Origin of the sequence: Thalassotalea sp. G2M2-11, assembly GCF_017168195.1 — a bacterium.
Lineage (GTDB): Bacteria > Pseudomonadota > Gammaproteobacteria > Enterobacterales > Alteromonadaceae > Thalassotalea_E.
Window position 1 is genome coordinate 103,383 of sequence record NZ_JADNYL010000005.1, and the last position, 23,280, is coordinate 126,662.

Sequence of the window (23,280 nt, forward strand, 5' to 3'; positions counted from 1 at the left end):
TACGATTACTTCATTAGTTGAGAAAGTTGTTGTTCGACATAGTCGGCAATAATGGGTTGTGCTTTAACATTCGGATGAATACCATCAGCTTGCATCAAGGAATTATCTAAGGCAATTTTTTCCATAAAAAATGGCAGTAAATTGACGTTTTCTTCTTGTGCTAGCTCATCAAAAACTTGTTCGAACATCTGATTATATCGCGCGCCATAATTTGGTGTAATTTTAATTTTCATTAACGAAACCGGTACCTGATGCTGGTTTGCGATGGCGATCATTTGTAACAAATTATTTTTAATTGATTTAGGTGAGTAACCTCTTAAACCGTCATTACCACCTAATTCAATGATCAAGTGTTGATAATCACCTTGGCTTAATATGCCAGAAAGCCTTGCTAAACCGCCACTTGTGGTTTCACCGCTGATACTGGCATTCACGATTTTATAAGGGGCGTTTTGTTGTTTAAGTCGTTGGTTAATTAGGTGTACCCAGCCTTGATTTTCTTGCATACCATAACTTGCACTGACACTATCACCTAGTAGTAAAATGGAACTACTTGCCCAACTGTGTGTCACTAGGGTTAAATAAGACAATAATATTAATGCAATTAATGGGTATTTCTTCATGAAGTTAAATTCCGACATTATTTTAAAAGTTCGATCATTGACTAAGTCTGTACAATTAGAAGATAAAACCCTCGAGTTATTACAGCCAATTGAATTAGACGTAAACAGCGGGGAGTCACTTGCTATTGTTGGCTCATCAGGCTCAGGTAAAACGACATTGCTGTCAATTTTAGCGGGGCTTGATTTACCATCTTCTGGTGAAGTTTATCTTAAAAGCCATGCATTACACCAGTTAAATGAAGAGCAAAGAAGCCAAGTACGTGCTAATCATGTTGGCTTTATTTTTCAACAATTTCTGTTAGTTAATAGCTTAACGGCATTAGAAAATGTCATGCTTCCTGCTGAGTTAGCTAATATTGATGATGCAGAGGCTCGAGGAAAAGAACTCCTTGAGCAGGTAGGGTTAAGTGATCGCCTTGCGCATTACCCATCACAGCTATCGGGTGGTGAGCAGCAACGCGTTGCCATAGCGCGGGCATTTATTACCAAACCTGATATTTTATTTGCTGATGAACCGACAGGTAATCTTGATAAAAAGACAGGGTTAAATGTCACTGACTTGTTGTTTCAATTAAATAAAAAGCTTGGTACGACACTGGTATTGGTGACTCATGATCCGAAGTTAGCGGCTCGCTGTCAGCGTCAAGTTGAAATGGATGGCGGCAAATTAATACAAATTAGTGAAGACAGTGAGTTAGTTGAGCAAGACCCGTCAGCCATTAGTCAGGTGGGTTAATAATGCGTGATAATGTAGCAGCACCAGCTCGCCATACAACAAATAAAAGCTCTATTTGGTTTACTCAGTCATTACGGTTATTACATCATGAATTAAGACGTGGTGAACTTACCATTGTTTTTTTAGCTATTGTGTTAGCTGTCGCAACAGTTTTTTCACTTACGGGCTTTTCAGGGCAGATAAAACAGGCGATTTTAACCAATAGTACTAATACTATTGCTGCCGATAGGGTACTTAGCGGTAGCTCAGAAGTTAGTGATGAAATTTTAAGCCAAAGTCAAAAAACTAATCTGACACTTGCACGTAAAATAGAAACTGAAACCATGGTGTTCGCTGATGACAATATGTTGATCAGTGAACTATCGGCGGTATCAAATACCTATCCATTGCGTGGTGAATTGTTAATTAACACCTCCTTAGCGCAAGAAACACCGGTGGTAGCCAATGCACCCGATGAGGGAAGTGCATGGGTTGAGCGCAGTGTCTTGAGCCGTTTAGGCGTGGAAATAGGTGACTTAATTGAGATTGGTGTGGCGAAGTTTACCATTGCTGGCGTGATTGCTGATTTTCCTGACAAAAGCTATCGCATGTTGATTGCCGGCCCAAAAATCTTCATTAACATCAATGATATTGCGAAAACTGAATTGATAAAACCTGGTAGCCGCATGTGGTACATGTATTTGTTTGCTGGTGAGCAGGAAGACATTGAAGCATTTGAACAATGGCTAGAACCGAAAGTTAATGAATCGCAAAATTGGTACGATGCTAAAAGAGCTCAAAACCGATTATCGACCACGCTAGATACAGCAGAGCGCTTTTTATCATTAGCTAGTATGCTCGGTATCGTGTTGGCGGCTGTTGCCGTTGCCGTTGCGAGCCGGCGCTATGGGCAACGTCATCAATCGGTTGTTGCTGTGTTTCGAGCCTTGGGCGCGACAATAAGCCATGTTCGTAAATTATATTGTTTGCATTGGGGGCTGCTGAGCCTGATCAGTATTAGTGTTGGTTTAATTCTCGGTTACCTATTAATGACGTTAGGCGCGATGGCAATTAAAAATTATTTATCGCTAGCGCAAACAAATATCAGTGTTATACCGTTTATCACAGCGATTTTAACTGGTTTATTGTGTGCGATTGCTTTTGCTATTCATCCAATAAAATCACTTGTGCATACCACGCCTTTATCGGTGATCCGAGGTTTTGAACATCAATCAGTCAAGCGCTTTGGATGGCATCAAGTCCCGCCATTACTGGCTTTACTCGCATTGTTATTACTGTTTAGTCGCGATGTTGTCATGAGTGTTTCCTTGCTCGGTGGCGGGCTTATTGTCTCGTTTTTATTATTATTATTTGGTCGTGGCATTATGAGCGCTGGGCGAACCGTTGGCACGAAAGCGGGGCAATCGTGGCATCTAGCCATAGCAAACTTAAAACGCCGTGCCAGTGAAAATAGTGTGCAATTGGTGAGTTTTACCATCGCAATTAAGCTATTGCTGCTGATCACTGTGATGAAGTCTTCCATTATCGATGAATGGCAAGCGCAGTTTCCCGCGGATACGCCAAATCAGTATTTAATTAATATTGCACCGCATCAGGTGGATGACTTAAAACGTTTCACCGAAACACATGAAATACCGAATCGCGGCTTTTTCTCTGTCTATCGTGGCAGGTTATCTGCCATCAATGGCGAAAAGACTATCTCTCGGGAAGAATTAGAAAAAAGAGCTGCATCAAAAGAGCATGAGCAAGCCGATAAGCCAAAGGGACGCCGCGGAATGGGGCGAGAACTAGGACTTACTTGGTTGAATGAGTTACCGCAAGAAAATAAAATTATTGAAGGCAGTTGGTGGCAACCTGATGATTTGACGCCGCAAGTGTCGGTTGAAAGTGGTGTTGCTGAGCGTTTAGATATAAAGCTGGGGGATGAATTAACGTTTCGTATTGGCGCTCAAGAGATTACGGTACCTGTTACTAGCTTACGAAAGCTTAATTGGAAGACTCGTCAATTAAACTTCATTATGATTTTTAATGAGCCAGTGTTGAAAAACTTTCCTGCTACTGCTATTTCTGCATGGAATGTACCTGAGCAGAAAAAACAGGATTTTTACCGATTACTTGCTGAACATCCAACGGTGACCTTTATCGATTTTGAAAACATCATGAAGCAATTACGCAACATGATAGAGCAAGTATCGATAGCCATAGAGTTAATCTTGATCTTAGTGGTACTTGCTGGCAGCTTAGTGTTGGTGGCGCAAGTGCAAGCGAGTATGGAAGAGCGAGAAAGAGAATTAGCCATTTTAAGAACACTTGGCGCTAAAGGACGCTTATTACGCAACAGTGTGTTATTTGAGTTTGTTGCACTGGGAGCGATCGCCGGATTAATGGCGAGTATCGGTATGGAAATAGGCGTCTATGTTCTGCAAACACAAACTTTCGAGATGCAGGGAAGCTTTCACTTTAGTTACTGGTTAGTGGGGATTTTGTCTGGCGCGGGCTTTGTTGGCTTGATTGGTATGCTAAGTTGCTGGCGATTACTTAATATGACAAGTGTCACTTTGATCAGACGGACGATGTGATAAGGATAACCATAGCGTCCATCAATAAGAAAACTGCTGATCAGACAAAATCAATTAGCAGTTTTCTTTTTATTACCACTGTATTACTCTTTTAATTCAAACTAATAATAAGAACTTATATGACCGTTAATCAATATTCGACAGGTATTTTAAAAGCCTTGTTAGTTACTGCCGCGTTATTTATTGTCTTTGCTGGGGTAAAAACGGCAACTAACATAATCGTGCCATTTTTACTCTCCACTTTTATTGCCATTATATGTAACCCTTTAGTACTGAAAATAGAAAAATATAAAGTCCCGAAATCAATAGCTGTACTGTTAGTGATCATGTTGTTTGTTATTGTGGTGTTATCGGTTGCAGGCCTGGTGGGAAAATCACTCGGTGAGTTATCTACCTTGATGCCACAATATCGAGAACAGTTAAAAGAGCAGTTATCCTGGGTCGTTACGCGATTAGCAGAATTGAATATCGTATTATCGACAACATTGATCACTGAGTATGTTGATCCAGCTGCTGCGATGGGCTTAGCAGCTGATATGTTGAGTGGCCTGGGTAATGTGATGGCGAATCTGTTTTTGATCATTATCACTGTGATCTTTATGTTGTTTGAAGCGCCAGCGTTATCCAAAAAGTTACATCTCGCACTGGACGATCCGCAAATGCGTATTAATCAGATAGATCGCTTTTTATCTTCAGTGAATAATTATTTAGCAATTAAAACCTTAGTCAGTATCGCAACAGGCGCGTGTGTGTCTTTGATGTTATGGGCATTAGGCTTAGACTTTCCATTGCTTTGGGGAGTATTAGCCTTTTTACTTAATTATATTCCTAATATCGGTTCTATCATTGCTGCAGTGCCTGCTATGTCATTAGCAATTTTACAATTAGGCGCGCCACAAGCAGGTATTATTGGTTTGGGTTACTTAGCCATCAACACCGTGATGGGAAATGTGGTTGAGCCTAGATATTTAGGCCGTGGTTTGGGGTTATCCACCTTAGTGGTATTTTTGTCATTGATCTTTTGGGGCTGGTTGCTGGGCACTGTTGGTATGCTTTTGTCTGTGCCTTTAACCATGATCATTAAAATAGCACTGGAAAGCTCAAAAGAAGGGCGCTGGTTTGCGGTGTTGTTAGCGGGTGATGATTTATCGGATTATCAGAAAAAAATTGAGCAACAAACTGACTGATTTGAAGTTTACAAAATTTAACAATTTCCTAGGGTTAGCATTAGACTACTATGCTATTGTCTGATGGTGTAAAACGAATAAGTGAAGATGATGAAATACTGGTTACTCGCGCTGTTAATAGGTTTATTTATGACGTCACATGCTTATGCAAGCAATCAAGACAAGCTTGCTGTGTTTGTGAAAAATGAAATGAATGGCGATGATTACATCAATGGCGTAGGGGTTGAGGTCTGGTTGTCAGAACCCGATACAGAGCTTGCTTTGGCATTTAATACCTCGCTTGGCACGGCAGAAATTACCGATAGTCAACAATATCAACAGTCTTATGTTTCATGGGATTTTGGCGTTAAATTTGGCTACTTTTCTGATGTCTTCTTTTATGGTGAGATTGGCGTTGATATGGCAGAGCTCGTTTTGCAAGATCGTGATGAAGATGAGCATGATGATGTCTATGACAACGAGACGTTATTGCTTGAAATCGCTGATGCATTTTTATTTGATGAAAAGCGCAAGCGATATGATCAAGCAAACGATATTGATGCCTATCTTGGTGTTGGCGTCGGGATTAATATTGAACAATTTGCCATTGAAGCGTTTGCGCGTTCGCGCCAAATTGATGGTGAATATTGGAAAGCCGACAACCAAATATTTACTGGTATTAAGTTGTCAGTGATATTTTAGTCGGTTACTTTTTACCGACTTTAAAATGTCCATTCGATTTAAACTGGATCACTTCATCTCGCTTTTTACCTATCAATAAGGTGCCATCGTCTAAAAAGAGTAAGTTTTTCCAGCAAACTTTAAAGTTTTTCCAATTTGTTTCAATAACTTGTTTTCTATTAATACAATAATAGACAGTGGTATTGTCCTCCCATTGTATATAGTCATCAATCAGTGTAGGTAAGGCATTATCATCGCTCTCCCATATACCTTGCCATTTACCATGTTCACACCAAGTTTTGCTATCAAATGCCCAATCACCCTGTTTAAAAAAGTCAGGATGATCTGCTGTTCTACTGATAAAGCTATCCCATAACACTGCAGAACGTTGCTCTGACATTACTTTTATTTGTTCGAGTGAGACTTTATCAAGTGGGATACTTTTGTGGCGAAAAATCCAAGAAAATTTAACGGACTCAAGAGGAATATAATTCATTAATAAACAATATTAAGTTGATGAAAGGGTATTATATCAGTTAGAAAAGGGTTTGTTGACGTTTTTCTATGGCGCCAATAATGATTATTTGGCGCCATAAGATGGGGGATTAAATAGCCAATCGGTTGGCATTTTTGTTTAAAATGGCTTTGCCAATGCCTTTAACTTTGACTAAATCTTCGATAGAAGCAAAATTTCCATGCTGCTCTCGATAGTGAATAATTGCTTGTGCTTTTTTCTTACCAATGCCTTTAAGCGTTAACAAGGCTTCACTATCTGCTTGATTAATATTGACAATATTTTTAACCAGTTCAGACTTTTGCTTGGCCTTAGCGTTAGCATTTTCATTTAGCACTGATTTTGCTTTGGCTTCTTGCTCTCCATCATTGAAGGCGATACTTGTGTAGCTAGATAGAGAGAGTACGAGTGCGATGGCAATAGAGATACTATTTTTCATAGTTAATTTCCTTATTTGATTGATTCCATTAAGTTGAGTAATGCTTGATAGTAAAACAGCATTTACCTTCTAAGGTTTAGAAAAGGAAGTGATGTTTGTCAAATGTGTCTTAACGTAATTAGTCTCAGATTTGTATAAGAAATTCTATTATTCAGCTCTTAATGCATCAATGGGGGTAAGTTTTGCTGCATTTAATGCAGGGTAAATGCCAGCCAACAATCCAATGAAGGCCGAAAAACCGATGGCGATAAATAGCACTGAAAGGTTCATGGTAACTGGAACGTCAACGAGAATAATTTGTGCGCTTATAAGCAAGACAAACACAACCAAATAGCCAATAACGCCGCTGATCATGGCAAGTAGCATGGCTTCGGCTAAAAACAAGTTTCTAATGTGGCTTGACGAAAAACCTAGCGCACGTAGTAAACCAATTTCGCTGGTGCGTTCGGTGACTGTGATTGTCATAATGGTGGCAATACCGACAGCTCCAACAATTAATGAGATAACTCCTAAGCCAGAGCCTGCCATTTTGATAATAACTAGAATGTTATCTAGGCTTTTTAGCATGTCATCTTGGGTGATCAAGGTAAAATCTTCAAGACCGTGGCGTTGTATGAGTTTACGCTTCACTAATTGTGCCACTTGCTGTGTGGCTAGCCCTTGTTGATAAAATAAGTCGAGTTCCATTAAGCTTTCGCGGTTAAAAAGTTGCATGGCTTTTGCTGCGGGAATGTAAATCATGTCGTCTAGATCTTGGCCAATGAATTCCCCTTTTTCTGCTAAAACACCAACGACTCTAAATCGTTGGCCGCCAACGTGAACTTTTTGACCAATCGCTGAAGAAAAGCCAAAAAGTTCGTGTTTAAGCTTGGCTCCGAGCACAGCAAAATTTCTCGGCCGGATAGGATCATCAGCAGGTAAAAAATTACCTTGGGCAATGGTTAATTTCCATGCCTCGTTTGCTTTATTTCCCACACCTGCAACATCGGTATAGCGTGATTTTTTATCATGTTTGATTTTTGCTGTGCCCATCACCACAGGGACAGCATATTTGATGGCACGTAAATGACTTAACTGTTGACTATCTTCTATTGTGAGTGGGCGAACTGTGTTGAGTAAGCCACCAAAACCAAAAGTTTCGGTTTTTCCTGGTGTAATGGCGATAATATTAGTGCCAAACTGGGTAAACTCTTGTAATACATAATGGCGCATACTCTCGCCAATCGAGTTCATTAGTACGACCGCTGCCATACCTGTTGCAAAGCCTGCAATGGTCAGTATTGCCCGAACACGCTGGGCAAGAATAGATTTTTTCACCCATTGAAATACATCAAGCAACTGCACGTTAATACCCTCGAAGCGCAATAACAGGATCTTGTTTGGCTGCGATAGATGCAGGCAGCCATGAAAATAAGATCCCGACAATAAATGCCAGCAGGGCGCTGGATACTGTTGCCCACCACGGAATACTCAGGGGGAAGTTCGGCCAGACTTGTGTTGCAATAAACACTACACTGTAACCTAGGCTAATACCTATCATCACTCCAAGACCGACCAAAATACTCGACTCAGTTAAAAATAATCGTTTTACTTCACTTTGACTGGCGCCTAATGCTTTTAATAATCCTATCTCACTTTTACGGCGACTCACAGAGACATAGCTGACATTCATGATCAAAAAACCAGCAACAATTAAACTGATAGCTGCAATGGCGCCTATTGCCATAGTGACCAGTGAAATAATTTTATTAAATGATGTTAATAGGGCATTTTGACTGACGATTGAAATATCATCCTCGCCATCATGCCGTTTGGCAATAACGGCTCTGATCTGCTGTTCGGTATAGGCTTCACTTCCTGCTTGTTTGAGAGTCAGTAAAATTCGAAATAGACTGGGAGCATTGAATAAACTTTCAGCCGATCGTATGGGAATGATCACCATATCGCGCATATCAAGCCCCATTGATTCGCCACGCTCCTCAAGTAAGCCAATCACTCTGAACCTTTGACCACCGATCTTTAACCATTGGCCGATTGCTGTTTTATTGCCAAAGAGTTGTTGCTTTAATTTAAAACCCAGTACGCAAACAGCCGAGGCTCGCACATTACTTGTTTGTGGCAGCATTTGCCCTCGGCTTAAGGATAAATTCCTGATATGGAAAAATGCGGTGGAGCTGCCGATGGTGATCACTTCGCGACTTAATCCTTGATAACTAACTAAGGCGGTACCTGCAATGATAGGTGCTGTTTGCTCGATAGTGGATATTCGGCTTAACGCATCAGCATCTTCAATAGTCAGATCCCTTGGTGAGGTGCCATAGATAGGAACGGAGCCGCCAGTGGTTTCTTTTTTACCCGGTAAAACCACCATGACCTGATTACCCAAATTTGAAAATTCTTGAGTAATAAATAAACGAGCACCTTCTCCTAGACTGGTCAGTAACAGTACAGAAGTCACGCCAATCGCTACGGCAAGCAGAAGCAGTATGGTTCTGATCCTATGTCGGATGAGCGCCAAATAGCAATAATGGTAGTTATCCGATAAACGCATTATTCGTCACTTTTACTTGTTTGAGAGACAGTATCTGTCGTTATTTGCCCATCCACCATAGTCAATTGTCGTTTGGCCCGTTTTCCGATCGCTTTATCATGAGTTACAATCAACAAAGTGATACCTTGTTGATTGAGTTGTTCTAATAATTCGATGACTTCATGCCCTGACGCTTGATCTAGGTTACCTGTCGGTTCATCCGCCAATAAAATATTGGGTGACATCACTAAGGCACGTGCAATAGCCACTCGCTGGAGTTGCCCGCCAGATAATTGTTGAGGGAGATGATTTAAGCGGTGAGCTATGCCGAGTTGTTTAAAAATTGGCTCTACAATTTGATGTCGTTTAGAGAGAGTTTTTTCTGCCAGCATTAATGGTAATGATGCATTTTCAAACGCGGTTAGCCGTGGGATCAAATGAAAATTTTGAAAGATAAAACCAATATGTTGGCGTCTAAGCTGAGCTCGGCTTTCTTCACTTAGCGTGGTGGTTTCACTAGTAAGTAACTGATATGTACCGCTGTCGAGTTGATCTAACATGCCGATGATATTTAATAAGGTTGATTTTCCTGAGCCTGATGGCCCCATAATTGAAATATAATCACCACTCTCGATAGTTAAATTGATGTTATTTAACACATGTAAGGGCTGTTCACCCATCAGATAAGTTTTATTACCCTCTGTTATCTTGATTGCTGATTTTGCCATGTTCAGTGCCTTAATTACTCTGCACGACAGGTATTTTGGTCGTCACTTTAACGCCAGGACTCACGCCGGTTAAGCCGATAGAGGCGACTAGAATGTGTTGCCTAGTTAAGCCAGAGGTCACTTCGCTAAATTGCCAATTATTTAAGCCAATAGTGATAGCTTGGCGTTCAATGACATTATTTTGGTTAACCACTAAGACATATTCATTATTAATGATCAGATCTGAAGGGATCCTGAGTACTTCATCTTTAGCTGCGAGAATGACTTCGATATCTGCGCTATAGCCAGCGAGAAAATGCGGTGATTGGTGTTGGTCAATGTCGACTTCTACAGTGACAGTACGCGCTTGTTTTTCATAGTCTTGAATGTAAGGGGCGATCCGTCTTAACGTACCTGCAAATGTTTGCCCGCGAAAAGCATCTAAAGTAATGTTTACTGGGCGTCCAACAGTGAGGTTTGCAGCGTCAACTTCATCAATTGGGGCAGTGATGTAATGACAGTCATCAGTTAAAATATCTACAGCAGGAGGGGTAGCAACACCTGGTGGGGAAGGCGTGGTATATTCGCCTATTTCTCCAGTGACTTTCGCAATAATGCCATCAAATGGTGCGGTTAAATAGCTTTGCTCAAGATATGCGTCAATGTTTTTCACCGCGGCTTTATTTGCTAATAGTTCTGCTGTTGCGGCTTGGCAGTTCGCTTGTGCAACGTCAGCTTGCGCTTGAGCTTGTTCGAGATCTTCCTCAGAGGTGAGTTTTTGGGCCAGAAGGCGTGTTTGTCGCTGCGCATCTTTTGCTGCTTTATCAGCTAAGATACAGGCGCTATTTTTATGGCTTTCTCCTGCTGCAACCAAGGCAAGCATTTGCTGTTTTTTGGTGAGTTTATCTTTGTTCCACAAGGAAAGTAATAATTGTCCTTGTGTGACGTGCTGACCCTCTTTTACTTGTATATCTTCGATTTGTCCGCCAATGGGAAGAGACATGCGTGCACGTTGACATGCAGTGACTGTCCCTGCGCGAGTGTTAGCAATCGTTTGTTCTACCCGGCCGATAGATGGTTGAATAACGTTTACCGTGATCACTTTCTCTTGCGTCAGCCAAAGATAAAGTAAGGCGATTGTTAAGGTCAATATAATCCAGCGAAGCCAGTTCCACATGATTGTGATCCTTTAATGAGCTTACGCTAATATTAGGAGTAAATAACTTTGTTAACAATGATCTACATTAAGTTATCGTCACTAAGCTTTTGATCACTCACTGCGCTCTTTAAGATACTGTTGATAATCGGGAACCGTTTTTTGATAGCTTTGACTAAACAGAGGTGAGGTCACTAACAAGTCTGCGGTAGAACGGTTACAAGCAACAGGAATATTCCATACCGCTGCTAAGCGTAGCAATGCTTTCACATCTGGATCGTGAGGCTGCGCTTCTAATGGATCCCAAAAAAAGATCATGATATCGACTTTCTGTTCCGTGATCAGTGCACCAATTTGCTGATCGCCACCAAGTGGACCACTGATGAGTTTGTTAACCGATAATTGGGTGTTTTTCTCAATATGTAATCCGGTTGTGCCTGTGGTGAATAAAGTGTGTTGCTGTAAAGCTGATTGGTGATCCTGACACCACTGTATCAAGGCACTTTTCATATTATCATGAGCAACTAATGCCACTGATTTTTTTACTGGTGCTGAAATTGTTTTATATTGCATCACTGATGACCTAACCGTTACATTTATTGAAAAGATTAGCATAAAACAATCTTGATTCTTGACTATTTGTTTAGACTAAATATTTATAATATCAGTACTTTTTTGTATGGGCGTGTTCGACAAATGACTAAGTAGTTTGCAAAAGTGGTAAGACCTGATAGCCTTGAAAAAAAATACTAAGAAATTGTAATTATGTCGACACAAGTTAACTATACTGGCAAAACGAATAAAGGCTTTGCGTTATCACTAAGCAATGATGCAAGTTTACCTTCCTCAAAGCGTATTTCCCTGATTGAAAAGCCAATTCCAGCGCTGGCGAAAGGGCAAGTGTTGGTCAAAATGTTAGCGGCACCTGTTAACCCTTCAGATCTTGTACATTTATTAGGAAAGTATGGAATTAGTGCCAATGATGGGGCTTATGTTGGCTTTGAAGGGACTGGTATTGTCGTTGACGCTAATGCTGGCTTATATGGTAAATGGCTGATTGGCAAACGAGTTGCGCTCTCCGCTCAGCCAGGCAATGATGGGGTGTGGGCAAATTATGCCATTACCAAAGCCAACTATTGTTTACCGGTGCGAAAATCGTTAACCAATGAACAAGCCGCTACTTTGATCGTTAACCCTTGTACCGCAGTTTGCTTAGTTGAAAGAGCAAAAGCGTTGGGAGCAAAGGCAATTGTCATTAATGCGGCGGCGAGTCAGGTTGGCAAAGGGGTCATTCGTTATGCTAAACGACATCAAATTAACACTATCGCTACGGTGAGAAGTGAGCAAAATGTTGAGGTTTTACAGCAACTAGGAGCTGATAAAGTACTGTTAACCACTGCCGATGATTATCACGATCAGCTTAAGACAGCATGTCAGCACTATCACGCTACTGTGTTGTTAGATGCGGTTGCCGCAGATGACACGCCGCAAGTGTTAAAAGCCATGCCTAACAGCTCGACCGCAATAGTGTATGGTCGATTAACTGAAACTTATGATCCCATTGGCGGCTTGTTTTCTGTGGCAGATGTGATTTTTCGCGATATTAAAATAGAAGGCTTTTGGCTAGCAAAGTACATTGGCAGTGCCAGTCCATTACAGGTTATTTTATTAAGCCGTAAAGTACAAAAGCTGTTTGAACAAGGGATTTTTCACACCGATATTGCCAAAGTCACTGACTTTGACGGATTTGCTCAAGCTCTTGATCATTACGCAAAATGTAAAAGTGACGGTAAAGTTATTTTAATACCTGATCACAGTTAAACTATCGTTGCTCAGCTATCGCCACCATTTTTGCATTCAAAATTTGACTAAAAGCTTGTGGCGTAGTTTCTATTTCAAGGCCACGTTTGCCACCACTAACAAATACAGTGGTAAGATTTTCCATACTGTTATCAATCAGCGTGGGTAATCGTTTCTTCTGTCCAAAAGGGCTTACTCCACCTAGCACATAGCCTGTTGTGCTTTGTACTTTTTGCGGTGCTGCCATTATTGCTTTTTTTACGTTGAGTGCTTTGGCCGTTTGTTTTAAGTTCAATTGAGCACTCACAGGAATAATGGCGACGGCAAGTGAATGGTCATCTGTTTCAACCACCAGTGTTTTGTATATTCTGTTTGCGGCTACCGCTAACTTTTCGGCCGCTTCTTCACCATAGTGGCTGTTGTTTTTATCGTGTTGATAGTGATGTAGCTGATAGCTAACTGTTGATTTATCAAGTTGCTTAACTGCCGGTGTCATTGTTTTAATTTCCTAAATCACTTTATCCATTCTGTTCACCATTAAATTAAGATAGAATTTAGTTAATAACAATAATTAATGAATGAGTTAATGACTTTTCGCGTTTTACATACTTCTGATTGGCACCTCGGACAAAATTTTTACGGCAAAAGCCGCATCCATGAACACCAAGCGTTTATTGAGTGGTTACTTGAACAAGTAACAGCCCAGTCCATTGATGTGGTTATTATCGCGGGTGATATTTTTGATACCGGTACTCCGCCAAGTTATGCCCGCGAACTATATTTTGATTTCATTGTGAGATTAAACCAATTACATTGTCAGTTGATTGTGGTTGCTGGTAATCATGATTCCGTCGCGATGTTAGGGGAGTCAAAAACCGTACTGGCTACTTTAGGCTGTCATGTGGTTCCTCAAGCACTAGCAATGGATCAACAAGTTGAACAAATTGTGCATGTCACCAATAAAAACAATGAGCAGGCCGTTATTTGTGCGATGCCATTTATTCGCCCTAGAGATGTGCTTGCTAGTGTTGCCGGTCAAAGTGCTAAAGAAAAACAACAACAATTGCAACAGGCGATCAGCGAGCACTATCAATCGTTAGCGGATTGCGCAAAAGCGCGTTTCGGTGATGATTGCCCAATGATAGCAACTGGGCATTTAACTACCGTAGGCGTAAGTTGCACTGAGTCGGTACGCGATATTTATATTGGCACTTTAGAAGCTTTTCCGGCGAGTCAGTTTCCAGAGTTTGACTACATTGCCTTAGGTCATATTCATCAATCACAACGTGTGGCAAAAACTGACCATATTCGTTATTGCGGTTCGCCAATAGCGCTTAGTTTTGATGAGTGGCAACAGCAAAAAGTGGTGCATATTGCTGATTTTTCACGAGGTAAATTATCACAAGTAACAGAGTTAGCTATTCCTTGTTTTCAACCGTTAGCTATGGTGAAAACAGAGGTTGATGAACTTGAAAGCGCAATTGATAAAGTGCTGAGCTTATACGGTTCAACACTTAAGCAGGAGCAAAAGCTTTGGTTAGACATCGAATTATCCAATGGTGATTATCTTAATGATTTAAGCCAACGAGTTGATGAGGTAACGCAACATTATCCAGTCGAAGTGTTATTGATCCGCCGAGCAAAGCAGCAAAAGCTCCAAGGCTTAATTGAGCAAGAAAATACCACCTTATCAGAGCTGAGTTACCATGAGGTTTTTGCCACCAGACTAGCGCAAGAAGATTGGTCTGATGAGCAAGCTCTAGCGAGAAAGCAGCGATTAACATCGTTATTTGAGTCGATTGCTGATCAAGCACTTAACCCTGTAACAGACGAAGACAGTAATGAGCAGGCATCATCATGAAAATATTGTCTTTAAGATTTGAAAATATTAATTCATTAAAGGGTGCATGGCTGATTGATTTTCGCCAGCCACCGTTTGATAGCAGTGCATTATTTGCCATCACAGGGCCAACAGGTGCGGGTAAAACTACCATTTTAGATGCTATTTGCTTAGCTTTATATCATCAAACACCGCGGATCAGTAGCATCACCGATAGTCAAAATCAGTTAATGACCCGCCAAACTGCCAATTGCTTAGCGGAAGTAGAGTTTGAAGTAAAAGGTAAGGGCTACCGAGCCTTTTGGAGCCAGCGACGGGCAAAAAATGCCATTGATGGCAAACTGCAAAAGCCCGTAGTAGAACTTGCTGAAATAGATGGCCAAATTCTGGCAACAAAAATATCTGAGGTTAAACAGCACATTGAGCAAGTCACTGGGTTAAACTTTGCACGCTTTACTAAATCAATGATGTTATCTCAAGGGCAGTTTGCCGCTTTTTTAAATGCTCAAGATAAAGATCGTGCAGAGCTATTAGAACAGCTCACCGGTACTGAAATATACAGTGTGATTTCTCAGCTGGTGTTTGAACAAAATAAATCGGCTCATCTTGAACTAACCAGACTGCAAGAAAAGCTAGGTGATGTTGAGTTATTATCTGAGCAGCAAGTAACTGAAATAGAACAACAACTTGCTGAACTTAGTCAGAGTGAAGCCCAACAGCTTACTCAGCAAAAACAATGGCAATCATTGCTCAATAATTTACAACAGCAGCAACAAATTGCTCAAAAACAAGCAGCAGCTAAACAAGAATTAGCGCAAGCTGTACAACAAGCGAAAGCAAATGAGCAGGCACTAGCACAATTAGCGCTTGCAGCACCTGCAGAAAATATACAGCCTAGCTATCAAGCGTATCAGCAGTTATTGATTCAGCAAAACACCCTCAATGAACATATTGCACATCATCAAAAAACCGTTGCTGAGGTGGAGGCTTTGATCGGCCAAGCACAAGCAAATTTTGACGCGTTTGAAAAAGAATACCAGCATAAGACTCAACTGATACAACAAAAAGAAACCACCATCGCTGAGCAAGTGATCCCACTTGATAGTCAAATTAACTTGGTGAGGCAGCAGCATCAAACAAGTGAACAAGAACACCAACAACTCACTCAACAATTTAATGAACAAAGTCAACAATTAGCGCAAAGTGAGCAGGCTCTTAAGCAAAAGACTGCTCAGCAACAAACAATTCAACAAACCTTAGCAGGGCAGCAATATTTGCTCGCTTTGGTTGATAAATTACCTTTGTGGCAACATCAGGCATCACAGCAGCAAAGCAAGCAACAATACCTTAGCCAATTAACGGCTGAATTAGAGCAATTAGCACAAACAGTTGCGCAAAATAAACAGCAGAGTGCTCAGCTTCACCAGCAATTACACGCCAAACTGCAACCGATAACTGAACTGACTCAATCCATTGAAACATTGAAACATCAGCAAGTTGCATTATTAAACTCACTTGATTGTGAGAGTGAAAACCAAGTACAAGAGAAAATGCAAACGCTCGTACAGCAGAAGCATGAGCTGTCACAATTATCAAATATCGCTGAGCGCATTGAATCTTTACAAAAACAACAGCAACAACAGCAGCAAACTATTGTTAGCCAGCAAGAGCAGCAAAAGGTACTAGAAACGGCTCTTGCCCAATGTCGTGCTGAGTACAAACAATGCCGCACAACGTTACAAGATGTTGAAATTATTGTTGAGCAACAAAAAACAATTCAATCATTAGAGCAGCATCGCGCTCAGTTAAAGCAAGATCAGCCTTGTCCATTATGTGGCTCAGTTGAACATCCTTTGATTGAGCAATACCAGCAAGCAAGCGATGATCAGCATTTAGTTCGGCTTAACCAATTACAACAAGAATTAAGAAATCTTGAAGCAAAAGGCAATCAAATTAAGGATGAGTTAACCCAAGTTACTGGCAATCTAAACAATGCTTTACAGCGTGAGCAAGAACTGGGGCAAGAATTAGACAATGAACGAGCTAAAACCAGTAAGTTTAGTTACGTGTTACCTGTTTTAGAGCAAGAATTAACCTTACAAGATATTGTTAATAAAGAAAAAGAGTTGATTGATACCATTGAGCAACTTCATCAGCAGCAACAAGTATTACGAAGCAATCAACAATCATTGGAGCAAGCTGAACAACAATTAACGGCACTTAATAATGAGCAAACGACACAGCAACACCAATTAACGCTATTAGAAAACCAATACAGTCATTACCAAGAACAACAGCAGAAACAAAGTAAAATATTGGCAGATGAAACTGAGCAAATTAATCAGGCGCATCAGCAGTTATTGGATGATATTTTAGCGAATTTTTCTGAGCAAAATGTACCGTTTATTGATCAACATCACTCGCTCATGCTCGATGAATTATCATCATGGTGCGAGCAGAAAATTGAACAGCTAGCGCAATTTAAACAACAAGATGAGCAACTAACCGAGCTGACAAATTCAATTAACGCTGAACAAACCGCGCTGCAACAACGTAGTTATGAAAAAGAGCAAATAGCGCAGCAATTGCAAAAAGCAGATAGTGAACTCAAGCAACTACAGCAGCAATTACAACAGCTCAACAGTGAACGTAAAGCTATTATTGGTGAGCAAAGTGTTGAGCAGATAAAAGGCGAATTAGCGGATGAAAAGCAGCAGTTATCACAGCAATTAACGGCTCAGCAGCAAGCATTGCAAGCACAAAAAAGTGACAAAGAGAAAAAGCTTGGTCAGTTAGATAGCTATCTTGATCAGCGGGCTGCGATGAACCCTGAATTAGAGCAAAAGCACCTAGCATGGCAACAAGCACTTGCAAAAAGTAAGTTTACTGATGAATCAGCATTTTTAGCCGCTATTTTAGCCCCTGAAGAAAAAAGCCGCTTAACCGAGTTGGCTAAAGCTATTGATGAGCAACAAGCACAAGCGCAAGTGAAGATAAAAGAGTATCAACAGCAAGCGGATGTGTTAGTTGCGCAGCAACAGACGCTTAATCAAACAGAGGCTCCTGCTGAAAATATTGAACAGTGCTTAGCCTTAGTAGATGAGGTGTCGCAAGCGTTAAAACACACGCAAATCGCGCAGGGACAAAAGCAACAACAATTAGCACAAGATCAAAGTAACAAGCAAAAACAACAAGCACTTGATCAGCAAATTGTTCAGCAACGTGAAATAAGTGATGATTTAGCGCTACTCAATGGGTTAATTGGTTCGGCAACTGGTGATAAGTTTCGACGATTTGCGCAAAGTTTAACCTTAGCGCATTTAGTGCACTTGGCAAATGGCCAGCTGTCACGTTTGCATGCGCGTTATCAGCTAGCCTGTGATGAAAGTGAAAAGCTTAATTTAATGGTGATTGATACTTGGCAAGCCGACAGTATTCGTGACACTAAAACCTTATCAGGCGGCGAAAGCTTTTTAGTCAGTTTAGCCTTGGCATTAGCCTTATCAGAGCTGGCCAGCGCTAAAACCACTATCGACTCACTTTTTCTCGATGAAGGCTTTGGTACGTTAGATAATGAAACCTTAGATATTGCCTTAGATGCATTAGATAACCTTAATGCCAGCGGTAAAATGATCGGTGTGATCAGCCATATTGATAGTTTAAAAGAGCGTATTGGTGTTCGTATCAAAGTACATAAAAAGTCAGGTTTAGGAGTGAGCAGCTTAGATAAACAGTACTACTTCAAGCCAGAGAAACAATGAAAAAATAGCAAAAGTTACATGAGTGCTGATGGTTTTTAAGGGGTAGCGATTGAGCTAAATTTACCCGTAAGATTATGAGATATAACTATAAATTTTCAATAATATAAGGAAAAAACAAGCATTGTTGGTTAAACTAATGCTTTGAGTTTAATAGGCCTTCTTACTTGGAAACTTGGATTTATTTCACTTTGCTTGCTGCCTTTATGCAAGCTGTTCGCACTGCTGGCCAAAAACAGTTATCGACGCATTTAAATGCCATGGCAACCACGGCAGTGCGTTATGTTTACGCTTTACCCTTTGCCATCATGTATTTATTGTGGATGATGGATCATCGACAAGTCGCCTTGCCTGCACTGAATGAGCAATTTCTTAGTTATGCGTTGATCGCCAGTGTGACGCAAATATTAGGTACAGCCTTCTTGGTAGCGGCGTTTAAATATCGTAATTTTGCTGTAGCCACCAGCTTAGCAAAAACCGAGGCGATTCAAGTGGCAATTGTTGGCGCGCTGGTATTTTCAGCCAGTTTAACTGCGTTAGGTTGGCTGTCGGTGGTTATTGGTGTTGTTGGCGTGTTGATTGTTTCTAAAGTAAGGTTTACCTTTGCCGATGTTTTTCAAAATCCTGGTGCTGGTTTTGGCTTAGCCTCAGGATTAGGTTTAGCTATCACCACCTTGTTAATTCGAGAAGCGAGCTTAGCGCTCAATACTGATTTAATGGTAAGTGCCGCGACAACTTTGGTGTTTATGGTGTTTGTTCAGTCTATTATTTCCTTGCTGTATGTGTTTTTACAAGATCGTCAACAATTAGTGGTCATGGTTAGTCAATGGCGCTTGTGTTTATTCGTTGGTATCACCAGTGTACTTGGTTCTATTGGGTGGTTTACTGGCGCAAGTTATCAAAATGCTGCATATGTTAAAGCCCTTGGCCAAGTAGAATTTTTTATCACCTTATTTTTAACTTACCGAATTTTTAAAGAAAAAATATCCTTAATGGAATATGTTGGTATGGCGCTTATTATCGTTAGCGTTGTGATCTTGCTACTTTGGGCTTAATTTTGGCCTGTTGTTCGTAGAGCTTTTACTTGCTTTTTGCTACACTCGCGCCAAATAAGTTATGTTGTTGGAATTAAGATGAAAATATCAGATAAAAAAGTAGTGCAATTTCACTACACATTAAAAGATGAGTCGGGCAAAGAACTTGAGTCATCAACAGGCGGCGATCCGTTAGCTTACTTGCACGGTTATAACAATATGCTCGTTGGCGTTGAAAAGGCGTTATGTGATAAAGCTGCGGGTGATAAGTTTTCCGTGACGTTACAGCCAGAAGAAGCTTACGGTGAGCGCAAAGAGGGCATGACACAAAGGGTACCCGTGAAGCATTTACAAGGTTTACCATCCAAGAATGCTAAATGGAAGCCGGGCATGACTGCGGTTGTAGAAACTGAACAGGGACAACGACAAGTGACTGTTGTTAAACCTGGTCGCTTTATGGTGACCGTTGATATCAATCCACCGTTGGCAGGCAAAGTACTAACCTTTGATCTGGAAGTGATTGATGTAAGAGAAGCGACCACAGAAGAAATAGAGCATGGACATGCTCATGGTGTTGGTGGTCATCATCACTAACTACTGAACAGTTGTACTCGCTCATACCTGACTTATTGATCCAATAGGTGACTATTTGATCTGTTAGTTAGCTATGAGTGAGAAGCTGCTTTTCACTCCTTTGTTCCTCAAACGTGGCGTTTCTACCACTTTCCTACAATAAAACTTCAACTCCATAATTTATAAAAAACATAACATTTCAATATCTTGTGAAGTATAATTGTTAAAACCAGCGTCTTAATTATTGTAACTTTTAATCCGCTAGGGGTAAGGATTTATAGTGTACTTAGCATAGCGTTGACTATGCATTTTCTCAGTAATCAGTTATAAAAATGGAAATGATATTTTTATCAATTTTTGATAATAAGCGCATGTGTAAATATACAGTTTGGCCGTTTTCTCGCTTTGCACCATAAACCGAGAAAAATTCTCGCTTTCACACATCAGACCTCTAATAGTTTATTTATCTAATTGATTGAGTTGTAATTAATTTAAAAAAAGCGTAACGTATTTTTTATCAATACATGGAGGTAAACTTTTCGCCGTAAAGCGAGAATTATTCCTCCTAATAAGCTGTTAGCTACCTAAAGGAGTCACTTTTTGCTTTTCGCTGTTTTATTTATTCCATGTTTAATTTGGTTGTTCATTGACCAAAGAATAAAGCGAAAGCTATGGAACAACCGTGGTGGTGATAAACTTAGAGTTTTTAAAAAGCGATATAGCTCATTTAGGGAATTTAATAGTAGGTTTAATTTATTATTCTATTTCAATTTATTTGACTCTAAAGTCATGGCTCAGGTAAGACACTCAGAACAAAAAAGATTACTTAAAAAATTGAAACTAAATACTGTTTTAGTATTGGCTAATATCGTTATTGTACTTGCTGCTGTAGACTTTACTCGTGCATACGGTAGCTAACAAGTTACTCAAAAGGACGCAAAACGCTTGGCTTGTGCTCCTTCGTCGCTAATTTTAGCCAAGCATTTATGCGCCCATTAGTAAGGCGTTATATGCCCAGTAGAGATTAGTCAGATGTATGAACCTTGGATAAATGGAATTATCAAAAAGTGGTCTTTAGATAATCCTGAAGAAGAATTCTATGAATTGATGGTGCACAAAGAAAAAAGTGTAACTGCTGCGTATGGTCGTTTTGCTCATTCAAGTGGTTCAAAGGCTGTTTCTTGGAAAGAGTTTATGGCGGGTGAACTTGATGATTTAGTAGTAAAAACAATGGGATTGGAAATATTAAATCAAGCAAAAGAATACATTAGAGAACAAGGTATATAACAAGCCATTGCAGTGCGGGACTTTTAACAGTTGGCTTTTCTCACTGCGTTCGTTATTTTAGCCAACTGTGTAAAAGCCCCTGAATGGGGCGTTAGCTGCACAATATAGAACGGAGAAAATTTGAAACTTAAAACTCTAGCCGAATTAGCAGGTGTAGGTGCTTTTCTGATAGTGGTGCTCCAATATATGAAAGTGGAGCCAAATGCGATAGATGAGCTGCCTAGTTTGGTGCAAGAGGCTGCAAACAAAGATGTAGCAGAGCTCAAGCTGGAAATAGACGAGGAGTCATACCTCAAGAATGGCTCTATAGCTTATCCTATGTACAAGGCCGCGATGGCTATTAGTTATGCCCCCGATAAGAGCGATGCCTTAGAGAAAGCTGTTACAGTAGCAGTCAAAGAAAAAGACTATAAGCTGGCTATTTTAGCGGCAACAAATATCACTTATTCACCAGACATGAATAGGTCTTTATCCAAAATTGCCGGAAGCGCAATCTTGGATAAAGACACTGTCGGCTATGCAATAGTAGCAGCTGAATACATAAGCTATTCACCTGAAAAAACAAAAGTTCTCCAAAAAATCACTAAAGTATACGAACACTTAGCAAATGGTGGTGACATCAATGATCCCAAATTATTTGAAAAGTCTGGGATAGATGAATACAAAGAAATATTCATTTTTGCTGATTCATCCGCTTATATTGGGTTGTCTAGCAAAGAGGCTAAAGAATTTACTGAGGATTGGCTTGCAACAAGAAGCCACAAAGATTTCCTATTGTTTAAGAAAGTTTTCATTTTTGCAGATTCATCAGCATATCTTGGAAAAAATACTGAAGAGTCTTTGCAGTTTGCCTTGTCGTGGATAGATAAATATAGCGAACAGGACTTCAGTGTGTTCCGAGAGGCGTTCATATTTGCAGATAGCAGTGCTTATCTAAATTTTGATGAAGCCGAAGCAATTAAGTTTGCATTTAAAAAAGTGAGCGAGTCAAAAGCAGCTAACAAGTCAAGCAAGGCGGACGCTGAAAAGCGCGCCGCTTCTTGAGGCGTTAGCTGCCTTAAGGAAGTTATGTACGATAAAACTAGAAAAGATCTAGTCCTAATGATTGAATTGCTTGAGCAAGATGGAAGTCGGTGGTCGCAATTTTTTCAGAAGGCTTTAGCGGGATTTGATAGTGGTGAGTACCAGCGATGTGCTGAAACCATACTATCAGGTAGCGGAGGGATGGGCAGCCTTAATGATCTAGTTCTAGGTCAAACCACAGATCATAGTGGTAAGTTTCAATGGAAACCAAACCACAAAGAAATTAATAATCAATTTCAAGAGTTGCTGTCTTCATTGTATGCATTTGCTCAGGGTATGCGGCGTGCAGCTAACAAGTAAAGGCACAGGACGTAAAAACCGCCGCTTCGCTCTGGTTTTTCCGCCGGTGCTTTAAGCGTTATATGCCTAAAGGGATTTTGTGTTTACATTTCTATATTTGTTATCAAATTTAGTAGGCTACTTTTTCAGCTTCAATTTTATTTTGAGTAAGCTCAAAGTTAGCGAACAACGAAAAAAGAGAGCTGCTTATTTAAGTTTGTTATTATTAGGCATTCAATTAGTTAGTTCTACTTTATGTGAGTTAGTTGCTCTTGACGATTTAGCGGCATTACTACTAACTATTATTATCTTTTTAGCTGTTATACGAAAATTTCTAAAGTTAACTGTTTGGCAAACTATATTAATTCCCATAGTTGTACCAATAATTGGGCAAATTTGTTTTGTTATCGTATTTGCTTTAAGTGTCAAAGCTTTCGGGCCAATTACGGTGTAGTCGGCATATAACAAGCAATTAAAGCGGGACTTTGGTCTTGA

General features: G+C 40.3%; 22 protein-coding genes. 12 read left to right on the forward strand and 10 right to left on the reverse strand.

The window, feature by feature from the left end:
• Positions 1-5: 5 nt before the first annotated feature.
• Entirely contained in the window at positions 6-623 is a 618-nt protein-coding gene (locus tag IV514_RS16460; protein ID WP_206486411.1) for an arylesterase, read from the reverse strand.
• Here IV514_RS16460 and IV514_RS16465 point away from each other — a divergent pair.
• The 4 genes from IV514_RS16465 (at position 622) to IV514_RS16480 (ending at position 5,806) form a co-directional block, all read left to right on the forward strand.
• Complete coding sequence (locus IV514_RS16465; protein ID WP_206486412.1) at positions 622-1,359, forward strand: ABC transporter ATP-binding protein; 738 nt, start codon at positions 622-624, stop codon at positions 1,357-1,359. The genes IV514_RS16460 and IV514_RS16465 overlap by 2 nt on opposite strands.
• A 2-nt stretch (positions 1,360-1,361) precedes the next feature.
• Entirely contained in the window at positions 1,362-3,938 is a 2,577-nt protein-coding gene (locus IV514_RS16470; RefSeq protein ID WP_206486413.1) for an FtsX-like permease family protein, read from the forward strand.
• A gap of 119 nt (positions 3,939-4,057) precedes the next feature.
• A complete protein-coding gene (locus IV514_RS16475) occupies positions 4,058-5,125 on the forward strand; it encodes an AI-2E family transporter (protein ID WP_206486414.1) in 1,068 nt (355 codons plus the stop codon).
• A 129-nt stretch (positions 5,126-5,254) separates the two neighbouring features.
• Positions 5,255-5,806 carry a hypothetical protein gene (locus tag IV514_RS16480; RefSeq protein ID WP_206486415.1) on the forward strand — a complete coding sequence of 184 codons (552 nt, stop codon included), beginning with the start codon at positions 5,255-5,257 and terminating at the stop codon, positions 5,804-5,806.
• Between the two features lie 4 nt (positions 5,807-5,810).
• Here the strand turns inward: IV514_RS16480 and IV514_RS16485 are convergent, their stop codons facing one another.
• The 7 genes from IV514_RS16485 to IV514_RS16515 all read right to left on the reverse strand — a co-directional run bounded on the left by IV514_RS16485 (position 5,811) and on the right by IV514_RS16515 (position 11,704).
• Positions 5,811-6,281 carry a DUF2947 family protein gene (locus IV514_RS16485; RefSeq protein WP_206486416.1) on the reverse strand — a complete coding sequence of 157 codons (471 nt, stop codon included), beginning with the start codon at positions 6,279-6,281 and terminating at the stop codon, positions 5,811-5,813.
• A gap of 109 nt (positions 6,282-6,390) precedes the next feature.
• A complete protein-coding gene (locus IV514_RS16490) occupies positions 6,391-6,738 on the reverse strand; it encodes a ComEA family DNA-binding protein (protein WP_206486417.1) in 348 nt (115 codons plus the stop codon).
• A 147-nt stretch (positions 6,739-6,885) separates the two neighbouring features.
• Positions 6,886-8,082: an ABC transporter permease gene (locus IV514_RS16495; protein WP_206486418.1), complete on the reverse strand. Its 1,197-nt coding sequence runs from the start codon at positions 8,080-8,082 to the stop codon at positions 6,886-6,888.
• Position 8,083: 1 nt separating this feature from the next.
• The gene (locus tag IV514_RS16500; protein ID WP_206486419.1) at positions 8,084-9,289 is read right to left on the reverse strand and encodes an ABC transporter permease; all 1,206 of its coding nucleotides are present in this window, start codon (positions 9,287-9,289) and stop codon (positions 8,084-8,086) included.
• Positions 9,289-9,996: an ABC transporter ATP-binding protein gene (locus tag IV514_RS16505; RefSeq protein WP_346776942.1), complete on the reverse strand. Its 708-nt coding sequence runs from the start codon at positions 9,994-9,996 to the stop codon at positions 9,289-9,291. Before IV514_RS16505 ends, IV514_RS16500 begins: the two co-directional genes overlap by 1 nt.
• A 10-nt stretch (positions 9,997-10,006) precedes the next feature.
• Positions 10,007-11,152 carry an efflux RND transporter periplasmic adaptor subunit gene (locus IV514_RS16510; protein ID WP_206486420.1) on the reverse strand — a complete coding sequence of 382 codons (1,146 nt, stop codon included), beginning with the start codon at positions 11,150-11,152 and terminating at the stop codon, positions 10,007-10,009.
• A 93-nt stretch (positions 11,153-11,245) separates the two neighbouring features.
• The gene (locus IV514_RS16515; protein WP_206486421.1) at positions 11,246-11,704 is read right to left on the reverse strand and encodes a methylglyoxal synthase; all 459 of its coding nucleotides are present in this window, start codon (positions 11,702-11,704) and stop codon (positions 11,246-11,248) included.
• A gap of 192 nt (positions 11,705-11,896) precedes the next feature.
• Here IV514_RS16515 and IV514_RS16520 point away from each other — a divergent pair, with 192 nt between their 5' ends.
• Positions 11,897-12,952, forward strand: coding sequence for a zinc-binding dehydrogenase (locus IV514_RS16520; protein WP_206486422.1), 1,056 nt, complete (start codon positions 11,897-11,899; stop codon positions 12,950-12,952).
• 1 nt (position 12,953) lies between these two features.
• Here IV514_RS16520 and ybaK read toward each other — a convergent pair whose 3' ends face one another.
• Positions 12,954-13,427 carry a Cys-tRNA(Pro) deacylase gene (ybaK, locus tag IV514_RS16525; RefSeq protein WP_206486423.1) on the reverse strand — a complete coding sequence of 158 codons (474 nt, stop codon included), beginning with the start codon at positions 13,425-13,427 and terminating at the stop codon, positions 12,954-12,956.
• A gap of 90 nt (positions 13,428-13,517) precedes the next feature.
• Between ybaK and sbcD the strand changes: the two genes are divergently transcribed.
• The 7 genes from sbcD to IV514_RS16560 all read left to right on the forward strand — a co-directional run bounded on the left by sbcD (position 13,518) and on the right by IV514_RS16560 (position 22,806).
• Positions 13,518-14,792 carry an exonuclease subunit SbcD gene (sbcD, locus tag IV514_RS16530; RefSeq protein ID WP_206486424.1) on the forward strand — a complete coding sequence of 425 codons (1,275 nt, stop codon included), beginning with the start codon at positions 13,518-13,520 and terminating at the stop codon, positions 14,790-14,792.
• Positions 14,789-18,532 carry an AAA family ATPase gene (locus IV514_RS16535; RefSeq protein ID WP_206486425.1) on the forward strand — a complete coding sequence of 1,248 codons (3,744 nt, stop codon included), beginning with the start codon at positions 14,789-14,791 and terminating at the stop codon, positions 18,530-18,532. Before sbcD ends, IV514_RS16535 begins: the two co-directional genes overlap by 4 nt.
• 164 nt (positions 18,533-18,696) lie before the next feature.
• Positions 18,697-19,584, forward strand: a complete 888-nt coding sequence (locus IV514_RS16540) for a DMT family transporter (RefSeq protein ID WP_206486426.1) — start codon at positions 18,697-18,699, stop codon at positions 19,582-19,584.
• A 78-nt stretch (positions 19,585-19,662) separates the two neighbouring features.
• Positions 19,663-20,157: a peptidylprolyl isomerase gene (locus IV514_RS16545; RefSeq protein WP_206486427.1), complete on the forward strand. Its 495-nt coding sequence runs from the start codon at positions 19,663-19,665 to the stop codon at positions 20,155-20,157.
• A gap of 1,011 nt (positions 20,158-21,168) precedes the next feature.
• Positions 21,169-21,423: a hypothetical protein gene (locus IV514_RS16550; RefSeq protein ID WP_206486428.1), complete on the forward strand. Its 255-nt coding sequence runs from the start codon at positions 21,169-21,171 to the stop codon at positions 21,421-21,423.
• A gap of 120 nt (positions 21,424-21,543) precedes the next feature.
• A complete protein-coding gene (locus IV514_RS16555) occupies positions 21,544-22,467 on the forward strand; it encodes a hypothetical protein (RefSeq protein ID WP_206486429.1) in 924 nt (307 codons plus the stop codon).
• 24 nt (positions 22,468-22,491) lie between these two features.
• On the forward strand, positions 22,492-22,806 hold the full coding sequence (locus tag IV514_RS16560) for a hypothetical protein (RefSeq protein ID WP_206486430.1): 315 nt from the start codon (positions 22,492-22,494) through the stop codon (positions 22,804-22,806).
• A gap of 213 nt (positions 22,807-23,019) precedes the next feature.
• Here IV514_RS16560 and IV514_RS16565 read toward each other — a convergent pair.
• The coding region (locus tag IV514_RS16565; RefSeq protein WP_206486431.1) for a hypothetical protein at positions 23,020-23,280 on the reverse strand (261 nt) is incomplete at its 5' end.